This is a genomic window from Nocardia sp. NPDC051929 (genome assembly GCF_044548645.1).
GTDB lineage: Bacteria > Actinomycetota > Actinomycetes > Mycobacteriales > Mycobacteriaceae > Nocardia > Nocardia sichangensis.
Map to the genome: position 1 here is coordinate 406184 of NZ_JBIUCG010000001.1, position 20301 is coordinate 426484.

Annotated in this window: 23 protein-coding genes and 1 riboswitch; of the genes, 10 read left to right on the top strand and 13 right to left on the bottom strand. The window is 67.8% G+C overall.

Annotation, left to right across the window (positions count from 1 at the left end):
• Positions 1-10: 10 nt before the first annotated feature.
• The gene (locus tag ACIHAX_RS01690) at positions 11-955 is read left to right on the top strand and encodes an A/G-specific adenine glycosylase (protein ID WP_397275248.1); all 945 of its coding nucleotides are present in this window, start codon (positions 11-13) and stop codon (positions 953-955) included.
• On the opposite strand, the gene ACIHAX_RS01695 is transcribed toward ACIHAX_RS01690, so the two are convergent.
• Entirely contained in the window at positions 952-1698 is a 747-nt protein-coding gene (locus ACIHAX_RS01695; RefSeq protein WP_397275250.1) for an alpha/beta fold hydrolase, read from the bottom strand. The two genes, ACIHAX_RS01690 and ACIHAX_RS01695, sit on opposite strands and share 4 nt — an antisense overlap.
• Positions 1699-1756: 58 nt before the next feature.
• Here ACIHAX_RS01695 and mhuD point away from each other — a divergent pair, with 58 nt between their 5' ends.
• The 4 genes from mhuD to ACIHAX_RS01715 all read left to right on the top strand — a co-directional run bounded on the left by mhuD (position 1757) and on the right by ACIHAX_RS01715 (position 3843).
• Positions 1757-2071 (top strand): mycobilin-forming heme oxygenase MhuD, encoded by a 315-nt coding sequence (gene mhuD, locus ACIHAX_RS01700; RefSeq protein ID WP_355076719.1) that lies wholly within the window; start codon positions 1757-1759, stop codon positions 2069-2071.
• Between the two features lie 80 nt (positions 2072-2151).
• Positions 2152-2304: riboswitch (cobalamin riboswitch) on the top strand.
• Positions 2305-2333: 29 nt separating this feature from the next.
• The gene (locus tag ACIHAX_RS01705; protein ID WP_039794710.1) at positions 2334-2528 is read left to right on the top strand and encodes a CbtB-domain containing protein; all 195 of its coding nucleotides are present in this window, start codon (positions 2334-2336) and stop codon (positions 2526-2528) included.
• Positions 2519-3325: a CbtA family protein gene (locus ACIHAX_RS01710; protein ID WP_364436088.1), complete on the top strand. Its 807-nt coding sequence runs from the start codon at positions 2519-2521 to the stop codon at positions 3323-3325. Before ACIHAX_RS01705 ends, ACIHAX_RS01710 begins: the two co-directional genes overlap by 10 nt.
• A 35-nt stretch (positions 3326-3360) precedes the next feature.
• Positions 3361-3843 carry a hypothetical protein gene (locus ACIHAX_RS01715; protein ID WP_364436085.1) on the top strand — a complete coding sequence of 161 codons (483 nt, stop codon included), beginning with the start codon at positions 3361-3363 and terminating at the stop codon, positions 3841-3843.
• Between the two features lie 62 nt (positions 3844-3905).
• Here the strand turns inward: ACIHAX_RS01715 and ACIHAX_RS01720 are convergent, their stop codons facing one another.
• The 3 genes from ACIHAX_RS01720 to ACIHAX_RS01730 form a co-directional block, all read right to left on the bottom strand.
• Complete coding sequence (locus tag ACIHAX_RS01720; RefSeq protein WP_355076714.1) at positions 3906-4346, bottom strand: OsmC family peroxiredoxin; 441 nt, start codon at positions 4344-4346, stop codon at positions 3906-3908.
• Between the two features lie 158 nt (positions 4347-4504).
• The gene (locus tag ACIHAX_RS01725; RefSeq protein WP_355081674.1) at positions 4505-4825 is read right to left on the bottom strand and encodes a multidrug efflux SMR transporter; all 321 of its coding nucleotides are present in this window, start codon (positions 4823-4825) and stop codon (positions 4505-4507) included.
• 1 nt (position 4826) lies between these two features.
• Positions 4827-5474 carry an FMN-dependent NADH-azoreductase gene (locus tag ACIHAX_RS01730; protein WP_397275253.1) on the bottom strand — a complete coding sequence of 216 codons (648 nt, stop codon included), beginning with the start codon at positions 5472-5474 and terminating at the stop codon, positions 4827-4829.
• A gap of 109 nt (positions 5475-5583) precedes the next feature.
• Between ACIHAX_RS01730 and ACIHAX_RS01735 the strand changes: the two genes are divergently transcribed.
• Entirely contained in the window at positions 5584-6195 is a 612-nt protein-coding gene (locus ACIHAX_RS01735) for a TetR family transcriptional regulator (RefSeq protein WP_364436077.1), read from the top strand.
• A 57-nt stretch (positions 6196-6252) separates the two neighbouring features.
• On the opposite strand, the gene ACIHAX_RS01740 is transcribed toward ACIHAX_RS01735, so the two are convergent.
• Entirely contained in the window at positions 6253-7116 is an 864-nt protein-coding gene (locus ACIHAX_RS01740) for an ABC transporter permease (RefSeq protein WP_397275255.1), read from the bottom strand.
• On the bottom strand, positions 7113-8015 hold the full coding sequence (locus ACIHAX_RS01745) for an ABC transporter ATP-binding protein (RefSeq protein WP_364436073.1): 903 nt from the start codon (positions 8013-8015) through the stop codon (positions 7113-7115). The genes ACIHAX_RS01740 and ACIHAX_RS01745 overlap by 4 nt, the downstream gene beginning before the upstream one ends.
• A gap of 229 nt (positions 8016-8244) precedes the next feature.
• Between ACIHAX_RS01745 and ACIHAX_RS01750 the strand changes: the two genes are divergently transcribed.
• The 4 genes from ACIHAX_RS01750 (at position 8245) to ACIHAX_RS01765 (ending at position 12140) form a co-directional block, all read left to right on the top strand.
• Positions 8245-9819 carry a histidine kinase gene (locus ACIHAX_RS01750; protein WP_397275258.1) on the top strand — a complete coding sequence of 525 codons (1575 nt, stop codon included), beginning with the start codon at positions 8245-8247 and terminating at the stop codon, positions 9817-9819.
• A gap of 32 nt (positions 9820-9851) precedes the next feature.
• Positions 9852-10556: a response regulator transcription factor gene (locus ACIHAX_RS01755; RefSeq protein ID WP_355079128.1), complete on the top strand. Its 705-nt coding sequence runs from the start codon at positions 9852-9854 to the stop codon at positions 10554-10556.
• A gap of 502 nt (positions 10557-11058) precedes the next feature.
• Positions 11059-11301, top strand: coding sequence for a hypothetical protein (locus tag ACIHAX_RS01760; RefSeq protein ID WP_364436066.1), 243 nt, complete (start codon positions 11059-11061; stop codon positions 11299-11301).
• A gap of 32 nt (positions 11302-11333) precedes the next feature.
• Positions 11334-12140, top strand: coding sequence for an LLM class flavin-dependent oxidoreductase (locus tag ACIHAX_RS01765; RefSeq protein ID WP_397275261.1), 807 nt, complete (start codon positions 11334-11336; stop codon positions 12138-12140).
• A 73-nt stretch (positions 12141-12213) separates the two neighbouring features.
• On the opposite strand, the gene ACIHAX_RS01770 is transcribed toward ACIHAX_RS01765, so the two are convergent.
• The 7 genes from ACIHAX_RS01770 to ACIHAX_RS01800 form a co-directional block, all read right to left on the bottom strand.
• The gene (locus ACIHAX_RS01770; protein ID WP_355079133.1) at positions 12214-14769 is read right to left on the bottom strand and encodes an ATP-dependent Clp protease ATP-binding subunit; all 2556 of its coding nucleotides are present in this window, start codon (positions 14767-14769) and stop codon (positions 12214-12216) included.
• Between the two features lie 290 nt (positions 14770-15059).
• Positions 15060-16001, bottom strand: a complete 942-nt coding sequence (locus ACIHAX_RS01775; RefSeq protein WP_397275264.1) for an esterase/lipase family protein — start codon at positions 15999-16001, stop codon at positions 15060-15062.
• Between the two features lie 87 nt (positions 16002-16088).
• Positions 16089-16679 carry an anthrone oxygenase family protein gene (locus ACIHAX_RS01780; RefSeq protein ID WP_364436058.1) on the bottom strand — a complete coding sequence of 197 codons (591 nt, stop codon included), beginning with the start codon at positions 16677-16679 and terminating at the stop codon, positions 16089-16091.
• 131 nt (positions 16680-16810) lie between these two features.
• Complete coding sequence (locus tag ACIHAX_RS01785; protein WP_355079137.1) at positions 16811-17410, bottom strand: FHA domain-containing protein; 600 nt, start codon at positions 17408-17410, stop codon at positions 16811-16813.
• A 229-nt stretch (positions 17411-17639) separates the two neighbouring features.
• Positions 17640-17999: an Lsr2 family protein gene (locus tag ACIHAX_RS01790; RefSeq protein WP_039794672.1), complete on the bottom strand. Its 360-nt coding sequence runs from the start codon at positions 17997-17999 to the stop codon at positions 17640-17642.
• Positions 18000-18114: 115 nt separating this feature from the next.
• A complete protein-coding gene (gene lysS, locus ACIHAX_RS01795) occupies positions 18115-19614 on the bottom strand; it encodes a lysine--tRNA ligase (RefSeq protein WP_355079258.1) in 1500 nt (499 codons plus the stop codon).
• A 262-nt stretch (positions 19615-19876) separates the two neighbouring features.
• Positions 19877-20299 carry a rhodanese-like domain-containing protein gene (locus tag ACIHAX_RS01800; protein WP_355079260.1) on the bottom strand — a complete coding sequence of 141 codons (423 nt, stop codon included), beginning with the start codon at positions 20297-20299 and terminating at the stop codon, positions 19877-19879.
• Between the last annotated feature and the right edge of the window lie 2 nt (positions 20300-20301).

Consider the following 20301-nt stretch of genomic DNA (forward strand, 5'->3'; position numbering starts at 1 on the left):
TAGTACGGGGATGGTGAGGACAGTGCGGAACGGCGCACCGAACGGCATCGACGCCGACACGTTGCTGGACTGGTACCAGGAGACCGCCCGGGATCTGCCGTGGCGCCACCCCGGCGTCACGGCGTGGCAGATCCTGATGAGCGAGATCATGCTTCAGCAAACGCCCGTGGTCCGGGTCGAGCCGATCTGGCGGGAATGGGTGGCGCGCTGGCCGGTCCCTTCGGCGATGGCCGCCTCGTCGCAGGCGGAAGTGCTGCGTGCCTGGGGCAAGCTCGGGTACCCGCGCCGTGCGCTGCGGCTGCACGAGTGCGCGAGGGTGCTGGCGAGCGAGCACGGCGACGAGGTGCCCGCCGACGTGGAGGTACTGCTCGGGCTACCGGGCATCGGCGCGTACACCGCGCGCGCCGTCGCCTGTTTCGCCTACGGACAACGCGTTCCGGTGGTGGACACGAACGTCCGCCGGGTGGTTGCCAGGGCGGTGCACGGGCGCGCGGAAGCGGGCAACCCGTCGTCGCGCGATCTCCCCGAGACCGAGGCGCTGCTGCCGCTGCGGATCGATCGGGCCGCGGTGTTCTCCGCCGCCCTCATGGAACTGGGTGCGACCGTGTGCACCGCCCGCACCCCCGATTGCTCGCGCTGCCCGCTGCCGAGCTGCGCGTGGGTCACCGCCGGGCGACCGGTGAGCGAAGTGGTCCGCCGCACGCAGAAGTACGAGGGCACCGATCGCCAAGCGCGCGGTCGGCTGTTGGACGTGCTGCGCGCCGCGAGCGGCCCGGTGGAGCGGGTGCGCCTGGATCTGGCCTGGACTCGCGACCCGGGCCAGCGCGACCGCGCGTTGGACTCGCTGCTGGTGGACGGACTGATCGAACAAACACCCGGCGGGTTGTTCGCATTGGCGGGCGAGGGCGGGACTCTGGGGCCGACAGCTGAACGCCGAGATGGACTCCTGCCCTAGCTGCCAAGGACCCGCCGCAGGAAGCGCTCGACCTCCGCTCGGTAGCGCTCCGGTTGGTCGTCGTGCACGAGGTGTCCCGCACGGGGCACCAAGACATAGTCGGCGCCCGGATGGTCGGCGGCCATCTGCCGCATCTGCCCCGGCGGTGTGATGCTGTGCTCGCCCTCCAGCAGCAGGGCGGGCACTCGCACCGCATGCCAGTGCTGCCAGAAATCCCGCGTCCCCCACTCCTCGGAGATATCGCGGAAAGTGGTGACCGACCCGTGCAGCCGGTATCCCTCCGGCCCGCGTTCGAAAGAGTTCAGGAAATATCGCCCGGCGACCGGCCCGAAGAAGGACAGTACGGCTTCGTCGTCAGGGAATGGCTGCGGCCAGGCCTCGATCATCGCCGCCCAGTGCGTCGCGGTGCGGCCGGTGAAATCCGGCGCGATGTCCTCGATCACCAGCGCCCGCACCCGGTCGGGGTGAGTCGCCGCGAACACCCAGCCGTGCAGCGCACCCATCGAATGCCCGATCACCACCATCGGTTCCGCGATCGCGGCGGTGCCCGTGGCGAGGTCCGCGATGAAGGCCTCGGTCGTCAATCTCTCGGGTGCGGGCCTGCCGTGCCCGGCGGCGTCGAAGGTGTAGACGTGGCCGTGCTCGCGCAGCCAGTCCAGCTGATCGCGCCAGGTGCGCGCGCTGCCCATCAGGCCGTGCAACAGCAGGATCGGCGCGCCTGCTCCGCCTTCGTCGTGCAACATCGGTTCGACAATACGAGGCACCGAGCATCTGCTCGGCATCAGCCGCTAGCTTGGACACATGGCTGTTGTGAAGATCAACGCGATCGAGGTTCCCGAGGGCGCGGGCCCCGAGCTGGAGAAGCGGTTCGCCCACCGTGCGCACGCGGTCGAGAACTCCCCCGGCTTCCTCGGCTTCCAGCTGCTGCGCCCGGTGGCCGGAGAGAAGCGGTATTTCGTGGTCACCCAATGGGATTCGGAAGAGTCCTTCGCGGCGTGGCGGGACGGACCTGCGCGCGAGGCGCACGCGGGCGAGCGGCAGAAGCCGGTCTCGACCGGTGCGTCGCTGCTCGAGTTCGAGGTCGTGCTCGACGTGGACGCGAAGCCCGCCGACTGAGTCCGAGGCCCACCGCCGGGCAGGCCCGCCTGCCCGGCGACTCGCCCGACGCCGTGGTACGCCCGTGCCGGACCCGGTTGACGCCGGGGGTGTGCGGGTGTCACAGTTCGAAGGACAAACGCGAGGGTGACGCGGTAATTCCGGTGCGATTCCGGAGCGGTCGCGCCACTGTGTTCCACGCACCGAGTCCGGTGCCGGAAAGCCAGACACCGGCACCGTCGCGCCACCACCCTACGGGACGCGTATCCCAAGGAGGACTCGAATGGCCATCGCGCATTCACCCAGCCGGGCAACCGATTCCCTGGCCACCGTGCTCGTCACGGTCGGTGTCGTTCTTCTCGCACTGCTCACGCTGTACCTGGTCGGTTTCGACCAGGGCGTCATCTCGCGCAGCGGGATGTATCTGCATGAGCTGATGCACGACGGACGCCACCTGCTGGGGCTTCCGTGCCACTGATCGGTTCACTCCGAACACTGCTGTTGCGCGGCCTGCTGGCCGGTCTGATCGCCGGGCTGCTGGCCGCCACAGTCGGTTATTTCGTCGGCGAACCCAAGGTGGAAGCGGCCATCGCCATCGAGGAAGCGCACAGCGAACACGCCGGAGCCGCTGACGGGCACTCTCACGGCGAGCACGCCGAATCTCCTGGCGGGCATTCCCACGGTGACGAGGAAGAACCGCTGGTGAGCCGCGGCGGCCAGAAGTTCGGACAGTTTCTCGCCCTGGGGTTGGCTGGTCTCGCTCTCGGCGCCATCTACGCCTCGGTCGCGCATTTCGCGCGGCGCCACACCACGCTGTCCGGGCCGCGGCTCGCGCTGACGCTCGGTGTGGCCGGTTGGGCCGCGATCGTCGCGGTGCCTTTCTTCAAGTACCCGGCCAACCCACCGGCGGTGGGCGACCCGGACACCATCAACGAACGCACCCTGCTGTGGGTGGCGGCCGTCGTGCTCGGCATCGTGGCGGTCGGTGCGGCGGTGGCGGCGTTCACCGCGCTGCGCGCGCAATTGCCCACTTTCCGGCTGATCGGTGGCGTCGCCGCGTTCGTACTGGTCACCACCCTCGGCTACGTCCTGCTGCCCGGCGTGAACGAGGTGAGCGCGGATTTCCCGGCCACCCTGCTGTGGCAGTTCCGGGTGGCGTCGCTGGCCGAGACCGCGACCCTGTGGGCCTGCCTTGCTCTCGGTTTCGCGGCGCTCACCGAGTTCGCGACTCGTACCGATACCCGGGTACCGGTAGCCGCCGCTACCGGGGATTGATTCGCGTCCGGAAACCTTCAGGCAGTGTCGGTCCCATGACCGGCACTGCCTTTTCCGTCTGGCCCGCTTCGCCGCGTGTCCACCCGGGTGGACCGCCGCGCGCCGTCCGCGTCGCGTTCGTCGCGCTGGTCGTCGCGTTGGTCGCGGGTGGCGCCGAGGCGATCACGCGAGCCGTCCGCGCCTTCTCGACTGCCGACCCGGCGAGCCTCGCGACGGGGCTGGGGTTCCGCGCGGCGCTCTACCTTCTGGTGCTGGCCGTCGCGGTGCGCATGACCTACGGCGACCGCTGGGCACGCCTGCTGATCACCGTCGGCATCGGCGTGTTCGGCCTGCTGTCCCTGATCATCGAGCCGCTGGCCGCGGCCATGTCCGCGAACCAATTGCGCGATCTGGTCCGGGACGCCGCACCCGCGTCCTTGCTGCTCGCGACGTTCCGCACCGTGCACGTCACAGCCGTGCTGATCGCCATCCCGGCTCTCTACACCCGCCACGCCCGGCGCTACTTCCGCGAACGCTGACTGCCCCCAACGGTTTCGTGCCCCGCACCTTGTCACGGTGCGGGGCACGAAGCCCGCGCGGACTACGCGAGTGCGGCGTCGAGGGTGATGTGGTCGACGCCGGCGAGGGCCTTGCTGACGGGGCAGCCCGCCTTGGCGGCTTCGGCGGCGGCCTGGAAGGCGTCGGCGTCGATGCCGGAGACGCGACCGCGAACGGTCAGCTTGATCCCGGTGATCCGAAAGCCGCCCGCCGGATCGGGGCCGAGGGTCACGTCGGCGGTGACGTCCAGGCTGTCCGGGGTGCCGCCCGCGTTGCCGATCTGCGCCGACAGCGCCATCGCGTAGCACGAGGAGTGCGCGGCCGCGATCAGTTCCTCCGGGCTGGTGGTGCCGTCGGCCTCCTCGGCGGAGCGCTTGGGGAACGACACGTCGTACTTACCGACCCCCGAACTGGCCAGTTCGACCTGGCCCGAACCCTCCTGCAGGGTGCCGGTCCAGGCGGTACGCGCGGTACGTGTGGGCATCACGGTCCTTTCGCCGATGATCGTTTCACGATTCAGCACGAACCTACCCCGGCCGATTCGTCCCGGCCCCCCTGTTCGCCGATCGGGTTCGCCCGACGCCCCGTGCACGCGCGCCGCGCGGTAAAGCAGCGGCGCGCCAAACGAATCCGCGCGGAGTTCTACTCCGGATTCGTGATCCTCGCCAGCACGATGCCGCCGAGGATCAACGCCAGGGCCAGCAAGCGCCCCGCACCGAGCGGGTCCTTGTGGACGACGATGCCGAGGGTGATCGCGCCGAGCGCGCCGATGCCGGTGAACACGGCGTAGGCGGTGCCCACCGGCAACGTCTGCATGGCGCGCGACAGCAGATACACGGCGGTGACGCCGAGAACGAAGCAGATCAGGGTCGGGACGAGCCTGGTGAAGTTCTCGGTCGGTTTGATGCTCTGCGACCAGACGATTTCCACCACTCCGGCGGCGGCGAGGACTACCCAGTTCACGTCAGTGCTCCCCGGCCAGAGCGCGCGCGGCGGCCAGAGCGCGGACGTAGGACGTGTCGTGCTCGGCACGCAGGTGTGCCAGCGCTGGGTCCTGGCGGGAATTGGCTAGTTCCGCGTGCACGAAAACGGTGTCGGAAACCGCGAAATGGCCCGCGAAGAAGTCGCGCAGGAAGCGCTCTTGATAGTCGTAGGCCGCTTTCGGAGCACCGGGCGAGTACGCGCCGCCGCGTGCGCTGGTCACGACGAACTTTCGGTGGCCGAGCGACATTCGCGGAAATGTCACCTGGTCCAGCCAGGCCTTGAGCGAAGCCGGAATCGAGTAGTTGTACATCGGGGTGCCGATCAGGATCACATCCGCCGCAAGCAACTCGGCCAGCAGGGGCTCGACGATCTCCCACGCGGCGGCATGTTCGGGAGTGCGCACCAATTCACCGATACGTTCGACATCCGTGTTCGGCAGGGTGAGCACAGCGTCGCACAGCTGAGTCCACCCCTCCCCGATGAACGGCACCGGCTCGGCCGCGAGGTCACGGTAGTGGTAGCCGCCGTCCGGGTACCGTGCGCGCCACGCGTCCGCGAAGGCGGCGCTCAATTCCCGGCTGATCGACCGTCGCCGGGCGCTGGCATCCAGATGCAACAAGGTTCTCATGACCGACCTCCGATTAAGTGGACATAGCGTCCGATTTCTTCCGGGATCGACGATACGGTGAATCTGGACATATTGTCCACTTATCGCCGAATCGGCTACAGTCACGGGCATGGAACCCCGATCCGACCTGCTCGCCGGTCACGGGCCGGGCCGGTCGGCGACCCCGCCGGAACGCGCGGACGCCGCACGCAACCGGGCCAAAGTGCTCGCCGCCGCCGCGGAGTTGTTCGCCGCCCGAGATCCCCGCACGGTGACGATGGACGACATCGCGAAGGCCGCCCGCGTCGGCCGAGGCACCCTCTACCGGCGTTATCCGGACACCAACTCGGTGGCGGTGGCCCTGCTGGACGAACACGAACGAGCGTTGCAAGAGAAACTGCTTTCCGGTCCTCCGCCGCTCGGCCCCGGAGCTCCCCCCGCACAGCGGCTGGCCGCGTTCTACGCCGCGATGGTCGAATTGCTCGACACACACGCGCATCTGGTGCTGGGCGCCGAGATCGGCGGCGCACGCTTCACGACCGGTGCTTACGGCTTCTGGTACGCGCATGTACGAGGACTGCTGGTCGCGGCGGGCATGCACGAACCGGACGCATTGGTCGACCCGCTGCTCGCGCCGCTGGCAGCGGAGGTCTACCGGCAACAACGTGAGCGCGGCTTGACCCCCGGACAGATCGCCCACGCGCTGCGAATGATCGCCGAAACCGTTCTCGGTGCCGGGTGATCTAACCGAAAACGAAACCGGCGGTGGACAACCACCGGTTTCGATACCCCTCGTCGCTCACACCAGATCGCGTCTGCGCATCAGCCAAACCGTGCCGACCGCGAACAGCACCGAATAGACGGCCAGCACGACCAGCGATTCCGTCGGCGAAAGAATCTGCAGCACACCGGGCGTGGCGGGACCGTCCACGGTGCGCATCGCTCCGGCCAGCGACCCGGCCGCCGTGCCGGGCAGATGATCGGTGACCACCTCGATCGGCGCGAAGATCCCGGCCACGCCGCGCAACAGGTTCTCCACCACCAGCACCCAGACCAGGCCGAGGCCGACCGCGAGCCCGGGCCCACGGGCGATCGCGCCGATCAGCGCCCCCGCCAACGTCCACATACCGAGGATGGCCACGCCGGTGGAAATTCCGAGGAGCGACCGATCCAGTGCGGGCATGGTGAGCGCCTGCGACTGGGACGCCGCGATCAGCGCGGCGACCGCGATGTCGACGACGAATGCCGCACACACCAGCGCCACCACCACGGTCGCGAGACTCACCACCACCGCGGCGACCGCTTGCACGCGCGAAGGCCCTTGGGTGTAAACGGTTTTCCAGGTTCCCCAGCCGTATCCGCTACCCACGGTCAGCGCGCCGAGGACGAGCATCAGCGCGCCGCCGAACATGGCCATGCCTTGGGTGAATACTTCGGGAACCGCCGCGGGCAGCATCTGTCGCAGCAATGCCTCGCGCGGCAGCCCGTTGGACATCCGGCTCGATCCCCCGGAGGTGTAGGCAAGATAGTTGAACAGATACGCGAACGTGAGGTTCAGCAGAATCCAGGTTCCGAGAACGATCCAGAATGCCGGCCACTTTCGCAGCCGCAGCATCTCGGCATTCGTGCTCGCGATCAGGTCCCGGATCGCCATGCCGTTCATCGCGCCGCCTCCCATCGCGTCATCTCGAAGAACACTTCTTCCAGGGACTTCTCCTCGACCCGCAACTCCAGTAGGTCCGCGCCCGCCGCCACGACCGCACGCGCCACGGCGGGCGCGGTGACGGTGTCCGACTCGATCCGGATGCCGCTCGCGGTCAACAGCGCCGAACGTCCACCCACCAGCCCGCGCACCGCGGGCAGGGCCACCTCCACCGGCTCGGCCCGCACCACCAGCGACGAGTTGCCGCGCAACTGCGCGACCGTCGCTTCGGTGCGCAGCGTGCCCTGCGAGATCACGCCGACCCGGTCGCAGATCGCCTGGACTTCGCTGAGCATGTGACTCGACAGCAGCACCGTGCGCCCCTCTGCGGCCAAAGCGGTGATCAGCTCCCGCATTTCGGCCATACCGGCGGGGTCGAGGCCGTTGGTCGGCTCGTCCAGGATGAGCAGGTCGGGGTTGCCCAGCAATGCCGCGCCCACGCCGAGGCGCTGTTTCATGCCCAGTGAGTAGGTCCGGTACTTGTCCTCGGCGCGGCCCGCCAGCCCGACTCGCTCGAGCGCGTCCTCCACCTCCGGGCGCCCGAGCCCGCGATATTCGGCGAGCACGCGCAGGTTGTCCCGGCCGGAAAGGTAGGGATAGAACCCGGGACCCTCGATGAGCACGCCGATCCGGCGCACCACCGCTGGATCGCCGGGCCGATGCCCCGCGACGGTGGCCGTACCCTCGCTCGGACGGATCAGCCCGGCCAGCATCCGCAGGGTGGTGGTCTTGCCCGCACCGTTCGGGCCGAGGAAGCCATAGATCTCGCCGTACGCGACGCTCATGCTCACGTCGTCGACAGCGGTGTGCTCCCCGTAGCGTTTGGTCAGCCCTCGGGTGACCACGATCGAATCTGCCATGCACCGAGAATCCGCCGCCGACCCCCTGCGGACATCCGTCGCCGGGCGACGATCCGCATACGTAGCTGGAACGACGGATCGATCCGTGGCCAGTGTCGGATCAGCTGGTGCGGAACCGCTTACATGGTCTGCGAACACCCGAATCGGTGCAATTCCCGCGAAATACGTTTCCAGGCGGACGTCGAATCACGACCGAGCCGCATAGGCTACGTGGGTGCGGGTGGCAGGGATGACAGATCGGAGTTCGGTCGGCTGGGATTGGGGCGTCGCGCTCGTCGTCGCCGCGGTTCAGTTGGTCGGAGGCACTTTCGCGAACATGCGGCAGACCGGAGTGCACTCCCTCGACGCGCTCGGTTACCTGCTGTTGCTCGCCGGCCCGGTGGCGCTGATCCGGCGCCGCGCGCAGCCGCTGCCCGTGCTGATCGTCGTGCTCGCCGTGTGCCTGGCGTACTTCCTGCGAGGCTACGGATACGGCCCGATCTTCGTCTCATTGGTCGTCGCCTTCTTGACCGCCGCGAGCAGCGGATCACGATGGTGGACTTATCCGCTCGTCCCGCTCGGGTACCTGGCGCTGGTCTGGCCGCTGCCCGCACTGCTCGACCGCCCCGCGAACCTGTGGCAGGTGTTCGCGCTGATGGCGTGGCTGGCCGTGCTGCTGCTGGTGGCCGAGGGCATCCGGCAGCGCAAGGCCGTGCTCGTCGCGCGCGGGCAGCGCGCCGAGGCCGCGCGCCGGGACGAGGAAGCGCAGCGTGAGCGGCGGGCCAGCGAAGAGCGGCTCGCCATCGCCCGCGAGTTGCACGACGTGCTGGCGCACAGTCTGTCGATGATCAACGTGCAGTCCTCGGTGGCGCTGGAACTGCTCGACAAGCGCCCGGAGCAAGCGGAGACGGCGCTCACGGCGATCAAGAACGCCAGTCGCGACGCCCTCGCCGAGGTGCACGCGCTCCTGCACACGATTCGGTCCGGAAGCGCACCCGCGACGCCCAGCGAGCAATCGCCCACAGAAGAGGCGAACGCCGAGGAGACCGGCCGCACAACCGAGGCCGAGCCGCCACCCGCCCCGCGTACCCCCGCGCCGAGCATCGGCGATTTGGACGACCTGTTGCAGCGCCCGCGCAGCACCGGATTGACCGTCACCACGCGAGTGCTCGGCACCCCACAGCAATTGCCCAGCGTCATCGACGTGGCAGCGGCGCGAATCATCCAGGAGTCGCTGACCAACGTGCTCCGGCACGCACCCGGCGCCGACGCAACGGTGACCGTGCGCTACACCGCGGACTCGGTCGACATCACCGTCGACAACAGCCGCCCGACCAGTGCCCCGTCGCGCTCCGGCAACGGCGGCGGCAACGGCATCATCGGCATGCGCGAGCGCACGCACGCCCTCGGCGGCGCCCTCACCGCGGGCCCGCGCCCCAGCGGCGGGTTCCGGGTCGCCGCCCGGCTGCCCACGCGAACACCCGGACCCGACGCGGCCACGGCGTCACCGGGAGTGCGAGGCGCCGGGGCGGCGGCAACGAGCCGGAACAACGCGGCAGCGCAAGCACCGGATCAGGACACCGCGACGACGAGTACGCCGAGACGCGGCGTCGCGGCCGCGACGAAAACCGAACAAAGCGGCACGACATCAGACGCACCCGAATCGAGCGCCGCGGGATCGAAGCCTGCCGGGAGATCGCGCTCGACGACCACGGCCACATCGAGCACGACCGGCCCGAGCGAGAGCGAGTCGCGTGCCACACCGGACCGACCCGCTGATACGGCCGAACGACCGAGCACCTCGGCCGGTCGCGCGCAGCGCTGACGGGATCGCCGGCCGACCGCAGAGGAGATCCGATGCACGACCACCACGATTCGGTCCCGGCCCACGCTCCATCCGGCGGCATCCGGGTGCTGGTGGCCGACGACCAGGCGTTGGTGCGTGGCGGGTTCGTGGCGTTGCTGGATGCCCAGGACGGCATCGAGGTGGTCGGCGAGGCGGACAACGGGGAGCAGGCCGTGCGCATGACCCGCGATCTGCGTCCCGACGTGGTGCTGATGGACATCCGCATGCCCGTCCTGGACGGCTTGGCCGCCACCCGCGTGATCGCCGAGGACCCCCTGCTGGCCGCGGTGCGCGTGGTCGTGCTGACCACCTTCGAACTCGACGAGTACGTCTTCGAGGCGATGCGCTCCGGCGCGACCGGGTTCCTGGTGAAGCACACCGAACCGGCCGATCTGGTTCGTGCCGTCCGGGTGGTCGCTGCCGGCGACGCGCTGCTGTCCCCCGGCGTAACCCGCACGCTGATCGCGGAATTCTCCACACGCGCGAAAACGCCGCCGACGGCCACGCTCGCCGAACTCACCGACCGCGAACGCGAGGTGATGACGCTGGTCGCCGAGGGTCTCACCAACGCCGAGATCGGCGAACGGCTCTACATGAGCCCGGCGACCGCCCGTACCCATGTCAGCCGCATTCTCACCAAACTGCACGCCAGAGACCGCACTCAACTGGTGGTCATGGCCTACGAATCCGGACTCGTCCGCCCAGGCTGGCAGTGAGCCGCCGATCGTTGCCCAGGAGCCGGACTGCTTCGCCGCACTGCCATGGGAACCGGAATCAAACGACCCAGGCACCCATCCTCCGAATAAAGACGCAGGACGGCAACCAGTCAGTGGGCAAACCCGCGCCGAATTCCGTGATTCGCGGTCGGACCATCCGGCAGAGTGAGCGTCCCGCCCCTTCTTGCGCGTTCTTCGGCGCGCGACTACGGCCAGGACCAGGCACAGCCGTAGCCCAGCCCGAGATTCTTCCTCCTCGCGCGGCGCGCCGGCGCAGTGCGACACGGTCCGACTTCTCCCGGCATCAGCCAATAGCAATTTCTCAGCGAACATTAATTGTCCGGCCTGCTGCCGATTAGCAAATAACTGGTAAATCACCGCGGGCAGAGCCTTCGGGCTCTGGGCGTACGTATCCAGGCGTATTCCGAGTGCCGACGCGCGACCGATGCCCCCGGCATGCCCTTCGGCGCAGTCTTTCGTCATGAATATTTTCACTCGACCCGTGGCCGTGAGTTTTCTGGCCGACCACTACGACGGCGGATGGCACCCCTGGCCGTTCTTCTGGATTTTCCCGATGTTGTTCTGGCTGACCGTCGTCACAGTGCTGGTTTTCGCCCGGAGGCGGTTCATCGGACGTGTGAGCGGTATCGGCGCGCTGCGCACCGCGTTCGCCCGGGGCGAGATCACCGAGGAGCAGTACCGCAGCAGGCTCGCCGTCCTGAGCGAACCGCGACACAAGCCCTGACCGGCCCGCCTGCACGATCGGGAGATCCCATCATGAGCATGACCTTCGGCATCGTTCTCACTCCGCGTTCGGGAGCGGACTGGGCGCGCGAGGCAGCCGCCGTCGAACAGCAGGGCTACCGGACCATCCTGTTGCCGGACACCCGGTTCACCCCCTCGCCGTTTCCGGCCCTCGCCGCGGCGGCCGCCGTCACCACCACCATTCGGCTGCGCCCGAACGTACTCGCCGCACCGCTGCGCACACCGGCCGCCACGGTCAGGGAGACCGCGGCATTGCAGCTGCTGTCGGACGGACGTTTCGAACTCGGAATCGGCTCGGGACGCCCGGACGCCGCCGCCGAAGCACAGTGGCTCGGCACGTCCTGGGGTTCGCCCGCGCAACGGCGCGCGCAGCTGGTCGCCACCATCGCCGCCGTGCGGGCTGGAGTGAACCCCACCCCACCGGTCGTGGCCGCCGCCAACGGACCCAGAATGCTGGCGACGGCGGCGGAATTCGCCGACCGCATCCTGCTGGCCGCGGCACCCGGGGCCACCGAGTCGGAGCTGGCCGAGCTGGTCCGCACCGCACGGGACGGTACCGACCGCACCCTGCGCTTCACCCATCAGGTGGTCGGCATCGGGCAGCGGCTACCGATCTGGACCGCGACGAGGCTCGGCCTGACCGCCGCCGCCCTCGCGGACGCGGGCGCAGCGGGCATGATTCCCGCGGAACCGTCCGCCGCCGCCGAAATCCTCGAGCGACGCCGGGAAAAGTACGGCATCGACGAGGTGATCGTGCCCGCTGAACTCGCCGCTGACTTCGCACCGATCCTCGCCTACTTCGCCGACCACGATTCCTGACCCGGCGCAGCGGGCGACGCCGAATACGAAAAAGCCCGTGCCCACAGGTGGGCACGGACTTTTCGGTTGCGGCTTACTCGCCCGAGGCGGCCTCGGTGGAGCCTTCCGTCGCGCCCGTCAGCACGACTTCGGGCTTCTCCTCGCTCGCGGCCTTGGTCAGCTTCGCCTTACCGGTGAAGGTGAACTTCGCGTCTTCGCCGGAGCCCTCGCCGTCCCAGCCCTCGACGTCGACCTCGATGGTCTGGCCCGGACCGATCTCGCCGAAGAGGATCTTCTCCGACAGCTGGTCCTCGATCTCGCGCTGGATGGTGCGGCGCAGCGGCCGGGCACCGAGCACGGGATCGAAGCCACGCTTGGCCAGCAGGTTCTTGGCGTTCGGGGTGAGCTCGATCGCCATGTCCTTGTTCTTCAGCTGCGTGGCGACGCGGCCGATCATCAGGTCCACCATCTCGACGATCTGCTCGTTGGTGAGCTGGTGGAAGACGATCACGTCGTCGATGCGGTTGAGGAACTCCGGCCGGAAGTGCTTCTTCAGCTCGTCGTTGACCTTGAGCTTCATCCGCTCGTAGTTCGAGCCCTCGTTGTTCGACTGGGTGAAGCCGAGACCGACGGCCTTCGAGATGTCCGAGGTGCCGAGGTTCGAGGTGAAGATCAGCACCGTGTTCTTGAAGTCCACGGTACGGCCCTGGCCATCGGTCAGGCGGCCGTCCTCCAGGACCTGCAACAGGGTGTTGTAGATCTCCTGGTGGGCCTTCTCGATCTCGTCGAACAGCACGACCGAGAACGGCTTGCGGCGCACCTTCTCGGTGAGCTGGCCGCCCTCTTCGTAGCCGACGTAGCCCGGAGGGGCACCGAACAGCCGCGAAGCGGTGAAGCGGTCGTGGAACTCGCCCATGTCGATCTGGATGAGCGCGTCGTCGTCGCCGAACAGGAAGTTCGCCAGCGCCTTGGACAGCTCGGTCTTACCGACGCCGGACGGGCCGGCGAAGATGAACGAGCCGGACGGACGCTTCGGATCCTTCAGGCCGGCACGAGTGCGGCGGATGGCCTTGGAGACGGCCTTGACCGCGTCCTCCTGGCCGATGATCCGCTTGTGCAGCTCGTCCTCCATACGGAGCAGACGGGTGGTCTCCTCCTCGGTGAGCTTGAACACCGGAATACCGGTCCAGTTCGCCAGCACCTCGGCGATCTGCTCGTCGTCGACCTCGGCCACGACGTCCAGATCACCCGAACGCCACTGCTTCTCCCGCTCTGCCCGCTTGGCGACGAGCTGCTTCTCCTTGTCGCGCAGCCGCGCGGCCTTCTCGAAGTCCTGCGCGTCGATCGCGGACTCCTTCTCCCGGCGCGCCTCGGCGATCTTGTCGTCGAACTCGCGCAGGTCCGGCGGAGCGGTCATGCGACGGATGCGCATCCGCGCGCCCGCCTCGTCGATCAGGTCGATCGCCTTGTCCGGCAGGAACCGGTCGTTGATGTAGCGGTCGGCCAGGGTGGCGGCGGCCACCAACGCGCCGTCGGTGATGGAGACCCGGTGGTGCGCCTCGTAGCGGTCGCGCAGACCCTTGAGGATGTTGATGGTGTGCTCGACGGTCGGCTCGCCCACCTGCACCGGCTGGAACCGGCGCTCCAGGGCGGCGTCCTTCTCGATGTACTTGCGGTACTCGTCGAGGGTGGTCGCGCCGATGGTCTGCAGCTCGCCGCGGGCCAGCTTCGGCTTCAGGATCGAGGCCGCGTCGATGGCGCCCTCGGCGGCGCCCGCACCGACCAGCGTGTGCAACTCGTCGATGAACAGGATGATGTCGCCGCGGGTGTTGATCTCCTTGAGCACCTTCTTCAGGCGCTCTTCGAAGTCACCGCGGTAGCGGCTGCCCGCGACCAGGGAGCCCAGGTCGAGGGTGTAGAGCTGCTTGTCCTTCAGCGTCTCGGGGACCTCGCCGTTGACGATGGCCTGCGCGAGCCCTTCGACGACGGCGGTCTTGCCGACGCCGGGCTCGCCGATCAGCACCGGGTTGTTCTTGGTACGGCGGCTGAGCACCTGCATGACCCGCTCGATCTCCTTCGAGCGGCCGATGACCGGATCGAGCTTGCCCTCGAGCGCGGCCTGGGTCAGGTTGCGACCGAACTGGTCGAGCACGAGCGAGGTCGACGGTGTGCCCGCCTCGCCGCGCGAACCGGATTCGACCGGCTCCTTGCCCTGATATCCCGACAGCAACTGGATGACCTGCTGGCGTACACGGTTGAGATCGGCGCCCAGCTTCACCAGCACCTGCGCCGCCACGCCCTCGCCCTCACGGATGAGGCCGAGCAGGATGTGCTCGGTGCCGATGTAGTTGTGGCCGAGCTGCAGCGCTTCGCGAAGGCTCAGCTCCAGCACCTTCTTGGCGCGCGGGGTGAACGGGATGTGACCGGACGGGGCCTGCTGGCCCTGGCCGATGATCTCCTCCACCTGGCTACGCACGCCTTCCAGCGAAATGCCGAGCGACTCCAGCGACTTGGCCGCGACGCCCTCACCCTCGTGAATCAGCCCCAGCAGGATGTGCTCGGTGCCGATGTAGTTGTGGTTGAGCATCCGGGCCTCTTCCTGGGCCAGGACAACGACACGCCTCGCGCGGTCGGTGAACCTCTCGAACATCGCTCCCTCACTCTCCTGCTCCGACATTCTGGCAACAGACGCCGCAGTGTGCTGTGTACAACAACCGTGGGCGTCAGCCTGCCATGAAGCCCGGGGGTTGCGGCCCCCGCCTCCACTCTAGTTGGCGGGGGATGCCACCGCCGCCGGTCCACCCTATTGCCGACCGGCGACAGCACGGTCATTCACTCATAACGTGGGCGTCGCGGGATTCGTTTCCGGCCGGGTTTTGCCCTCAGCGAACAAACCGTCCGCCGACCGGATCTGCGCCGCACACGTACGACATCGGCCGCCTACCCCGTGTACGGGTCGACGAAACCGCAGGGCACCGGGCGTTGATGAGCGGGATCGAGCGCGTTGAGCACGTAGGTCGCGGCCCTCTTGCTGCCCGCTATGCCCGTATGCCCAGAGTAGTCCGTCGCGCAGCCGTCCTGAACCACGATGTTGGTCACATGGGGGCCGGTGACCAGGCCGGAGGTGTACGGCACCACCAGTTCGTCCAGCTGGGTCGCGATATTGGTGTAGGTCACGTCGGGGTGGTAGACGCCGTCCGCGTTGAGTTCGCGCACGAACTCCGACCCTTGCAACACCTGCCTGCAGGCATTGCACGGCGATCCGGCCACGGCGTCGAACAGCGGACCGAGGCCGAGGCGTGTGCCGAACGCGTTCAGGTCCGCCATGCCGTACGCGTTCGAGCCTTGCCACGGCGGGGCCAGACCGACCATCTTGTCCACCTTGCCCGCGCCCGCGAGCCGTTTGACGAAGTAGTTGCCGATGAAGTTGCCCTGGGAATGGCCGATGAGGTCGACCTTGCGCGCACCGGTCGCGGAGCGCACCCGGTCTACGAAGGCGGCGAGCTGGGCCGCGCTCTGCTCGATCGGGAGCATGCCCCCGATGGCCGACGCGGGCCACGGCAGGTCGTAGGCGCCGAACGTGGCCGAGTACACGCAGTAGCCCTCGTTGGCCAGCAGCGGCGCGTACACGCCCCAATTAGTCTGTGCGCCACCGCCCGTGCCGTGCACGAGGACCACGGGGTTCGGATGCTCGGAGTTCGGCCGGCACGACCAGTCGTTGGTGCCGGGCAGCGAACCACCCGGATTGGACAGTTCGGCGGGAATGCCCGCGAAGAAGTTGAACTCGACCGGATATCGCTCCTGCGCGTGCGCAGCGCCCGCGGTGGCGCACACCGCGGCGAGCAGAACGATGAACAACGAAAAGCCTGGGACACGCCGCACGATAGCCTCCCGGTCCGGATCGTCTCCGGGGAAGCTACCGCACGGAGTGGCCCAGACGGCGCAGATTCCGGCGGGTCGTTGCGGAAACTAGCTCTGACCGAAGGCCGACGCGCCGGACGGGTACGGCGCCGCGTACTCGCCTGCGGCGATCCGGCCCGGCGCCGCCGCGGCGGATGCCTTCCCCTGCTGGATTCCCGCGACGAACAGCGCACCGCAGAGCACCAGGAAGGCCAGCGTGTGGAAGACGCCACGCACGATGTTCCAACGCACCCAGGCGGATTCGAAATCGGCGCGCACCGCCGCCGGGTCGGCGATCGACGCCGGGTCGCCCGCGGCGGCCAGTTGGTCGTTGAGCGGAACATTCAGCCCGGAGGTCACCGCGAAGGCGATCACGTTGAGCACCAGAGCCAGGCCGATCCAGATCAGCGTGCTCCGGTGCTCACGTCCCAGATGCAGCGCCGCGGCCAGGATGGTGAACCCCACCGTGCCGAGGAAGCCGATCATGAACCAGGGATTGATGATCACCACGTTGATCTTCTGCATCGCGTCGATCATCGCGCGATCGTCGGTGCGGGCCAGCGCGGGCATCACCGAATTGGCGTACGCGTAGAAAAGGCCCGCGACCAGGCCCGTAGCCAGTGTGGCGAGCACCAGTGCGGCGAGACGTGTGGCGGTCATGACTTCCTCCTGCTTCGGAAACCGGCCGGAGCCATCGCCCCGGTCGCTCGTCTCCGAGTCAAGCCGTCGCCGCCGTGACTCTCCATGGTCGAGAAGCTCGATCGGATGAGCCAGCGTCTACGGTGGACGTCTCACAGGTCCCGATCGGAAATGAGCCCACTCTGCATGGCCAGTCCAGCCAGCCGCACCCGCTTCTGGTTCTGCGGCAGATCCTCCACCCCGAACTTGGCGAACAACGCGCGTAGATGGGTCTTGATCGCGTCGACGCTGAGGAACAACTCCTCGGCGATCTGCTGATTCGAGGCGGGAGTGGCGAAACCCGCGCCGTGCTTGTACGGGCGGCACAGCGCGACCAGGACCGAGCGTTGCGTTTCGGTGAGCGACCGCGCGGTGGGTATCGAGCCGGTGGAGGTGCGGGTGATGTCGTCGGATACGCCGCCGAAGTCGTGAAAGGACACCCGAGACGTACCGACCCGGATGACGTCGCCCGCCATCAGTCTGCGGCGGCCGACCAGCCGGTCCCCGTTGACGAAAGTGCCGTTGCGGGAGAGGCCGTCGTCCACGATGGTCCAGTGCGCACCCAGGTATTCGACCGCCGCGTGCAGCCGGGACACCTCCGCGTCCCAGCTCAGGGCGAGATCGGCATGCGGGGAGCGACCGATGGTGACGCGGCCGCGGTCGGGCGTGAGCGTGAGCTCCTGCTGCCGACCGGCGTCATCGGTGAACCGCAAGAATGATCCGACGAATCCTGTCACTGCGCCGATACCTCACCTCTCCATACCGCCAGTGACCTTCGCACGCTTCCATGGTGCCGCTTCCCGGTACCACGAGCAAGATCGATTCATCCGCCGTGACGGGCCACCGTGCGAACCGGTCTCGCTGCTATATCGAAGCCCTATCACAAACAAGACCGCCGTCCCGACGTCGCACGATTCGCCGGGACGGCGGCCGGAAAAAGAACTATCCCTTCGCGGCCTTGTTGTACGCGTCGGTGATGTCGGCGGAGATGCGGCCCCGCGCGGACACCTTGTGTCCATTACGGCGCGCCCACTCACGAATTGCGGCGCTTTGTTCCCGATCGATCGAGACCCGGCTCTTCGGAGTGCCCGTTGCGGCCGCGGCGGCCTTGACCCGGCGCCGGCCGCTGACCCGGCGCGCATTCGAAACCCACTCCTCCAAACCGTCGCGCAGCTTCGCCGCATTTGCCGACGACAGGTCGATCTCGTACGACACACCGTCGATCGCAAACTCGATGGTCTCGTCTGCGATGGACTCACCGTCGACATCGTCGATCAGGCTAACGGTGACCTTCTTTGCCATGAGATGAACGTCCTCTCGAAATCGTGCGACCCGCATACTAGGCCGATTACCCGAGGCAAGAATACCTCGAATTCCGGAAATTCCAAGACGGAGCCGCTGCTTTGCAATCCAGTGGTCACCTGGTGACCGGACGCACAATTGGGAACAGTATCGTTTCTCGGATTCCCAAACCCGTCAACGCCATCAACAACCGATCGATTCCCATACCCGTTCCGGTCGTCGGCGGCATGCCGTGCTCCATCGCGGCGAGGAAGTCCTCGTCCAGCACCATCGCCTCGTCGTCGCCCTGCGCGGCCAACCTGGCCTGGTCGACGAACCGCTCCCGCTGGATCACCGGGTCGACCAACTCCGAATAGCCCGTGGCCAACTCGAAGCCGCGCACATAGAGGTCCCACTTCTCCGTGACGCCTGCGGTGCTGCGATGCTGCCTGGTCAACGGGGATGTCTCCACCGGGAAGTCGCGCACGAAAGTCGGTGCGTACAGCTTGTCACCATACTGGTGTTCCCAAAGTTCCTCGACGAGTTTCCCGTGACCGTAGCCCTTGCCCTCCGGAATTTCCAGACCGACCCGATCCGCGAGTGCGCGCAATTCGGCGACCGATGTTTCCGGAGTGACCTGCACACCCAGCGCATCGGACAGCGACGGGTACATCTCGACGGTGGCCCACTCGCCACGGAGATCGTATTCGGTGCCGTCGGCCAGGGTCACCACCTGCGTGCCGAACGCCTCCTGCGCCACTTCCTGCACCAATTCCCGGGTCATCACCGCCGAGTCGTCATAGGTGCCGTAAGCCTGGTAGGTCTCCAGCATCGCGAACTCGGGGGAATGCGTGGAGTCCGCCCCCTCGTTGCGGAAGTTCCGGTTGATCTCGAAGACCCGCTCCAAGCCGCCGACCACGCAGCGCTTCAGGAACAACTCGGGCGCGATGCGCAGGAAGAGGTCCATGTCGAGGGCATTGGAATGGGTGACGAACGGCCGGGCCGCGGCGCCGCCGTGCAGCGTCTGCAGCATCGGCGTCTCCACCTCGAGAAAGCCCCTGCGCTCGAGCGCGTTGCGCAGCGCGCGCACCACGGCGATGCGGGTACGGGCCATCTCCCTGGCCTCAGGGCGCACGATCAAGTCGACATAACGCTGCCGGACCCGCGACTCCTCGTTCATCTCCTTGTGCGCCACCGGCAGCGGCCGCAGGGCCTTCGCCGCCATGAACCACGAATCGGCCATGACGCTCAGTTCCCCGGTTCGCGAAGAGATGACCTCACCGTGCACGAAAACGAAGTCACCGAGGTCGACGTCCGCCTTCCAGGCGGCAAGCGCGTCCGCGCCGACCCCGTTCAGACTGATCATCGCCTGCAGCTTGGTGCCGTCGCCTTCCTGCAGTGTCGCGAAACACAACTTGCCGGTATTACGCAGGAATATGACGCGCCCGGCGACGCCCACCTCTTGTCCGGTGGAGGTGTCGGCGGCCAGGTCCGGATATGCGGCCCGAATTTCCGCCAGGGTATGCGTACGCGGCACGACGACGGGATACGCCTCGCCACCGGCCGCGAGCAGCCGCTCCCGCTTCTCCCGGCGAATCCGTATCTGCTCCGGGGCATCGTCGGCGGCGGGCGCCACAGCGGGCCGCGAATCCGATGTCGATGCGGTCGAAGAGGCAGAGTTCGGGGTGCTCACATCGAACAACCCTAGCGTGCACCGGAAATCGTTTTGCGCGCCGCCCGGACTCCGACCCGGAGTAACGAAACGGTATCGCCGCGGCGCACCGTCCGGGACGTCCCGGTCCACGTCCCGGAGACGCGAAATAGCCGGTGCGCATCATAGTGTGTGCGAAAACACCTGCGCGCCCGGCTATTTCGAGATGGAAGTGTTGGCGGGGAAATTACAGCGAGGCGAGCGCCTCGGCCTCACGCACGAAGTGCGACGCCCCGACGGCGACGTTCAACAGCCCGGCCGCCTTCAACGCCTGGTAACCGCCCACCAGATCGGTCGCCCGGTGCAGCCCGAGTTGCTGCAGGGCGGCGGCGGCCAAGCTGGAGGTATAGCCCTCGGAGCAGACGACGATCCATTCCACGTCGTGATCGGCGGCCAGCGCCAAGCGGGCCGAACTGGTGGGGTCCAGCCGCCATTCCAGGACATTGCGCTCGATCACCAAGGCGCCGGGCAAGGTGCCCTCGCGTCCGCGTTGCGCCTGCGGCCGGATATCCACCAGAATGGCGCCCCGCTCGATGGCTTCCGGCAATTCGAAGGCATAGATCCGGTCGAGTTGCGCCCGTGCGTTCTCGAGCATCTGATCGATGGTCAAAC